The following is a 625-nucleotide window of genomic DNA, read 5'->3' on the forward strand; positions in this document are numbered from 1 at the left end:
CCGGCCGACCTGGGCGCCTTGCTTGGCGGGTCCGGACACGCGCTTGTGGGTGGAGTCGACATCGATGAACGCGACCTGGTCGGCACCGGGCAGCAGCGGGGTGTGCCCGGCGAGTGCGCCGAGGAACCTGCGGTGCACGGCGTGCAGTTGCAGGGCATGGCCGTGGGTGAAAGAGCGCAGGAACGTCCCCAGCGTCGACGGGGCCCGGATCCCGTCGAAGAGCTGCGGCATCGCCCCGTGCCGCAGCCGGTCGGCGTCCTCGATGCTGTCGGCTCCGGTACACATCGCCGCGACCAGCGACGTCACCTTCGCCGCCGGGTTCGCCCCGACACTGTTGCCCGCCCCTTCGACACAGCCGGCTGCTGCGTACGCTCTCGCGGACCAGCTCTGACAGTCGCCCACGTGCGGCAAGGCGTACCAAGGGGACCAGACCGGCGTCCGCGACCAGGTTGGGGTCATCAAACGCTGCGGACACCGCACGAGGCGGCATGGCAGAATGCATCCCGGAGATGCACCTCCGAACTGGTCGAGTAGAAGCCTAGAGAACTCCTATTATCCCAGGTCAGAGTGCATCTCCACTTTCATGTCCGGGCACTGGACGACCATCACTCGGTGGATCGAGGCT

At 67.5% G+C, this 625-nt stretch carries 1 pseudogene; it reads right to left on the bottom strand.

The features are described 5' to 3' along the window. A pseudogene (locus NQU54_RS48745) lies at positions 1-285 on the bottom strand (IS1380 family transposase); the annotation flags it as partial. Between the last annotated feature and the right edge of the window lie 340 nt (positions 286-625).

The sequence above is a fragment of the Streptomyces malaysiensis subsp. samsunensis genome, from assembly GCF_024519315.1.
GTDB lineage: Bacteria > Actinomycetota > Actinomycetes > Streptomycetales > Streptomycetaceae > Streptomyces > Streptomyces malaysiensis.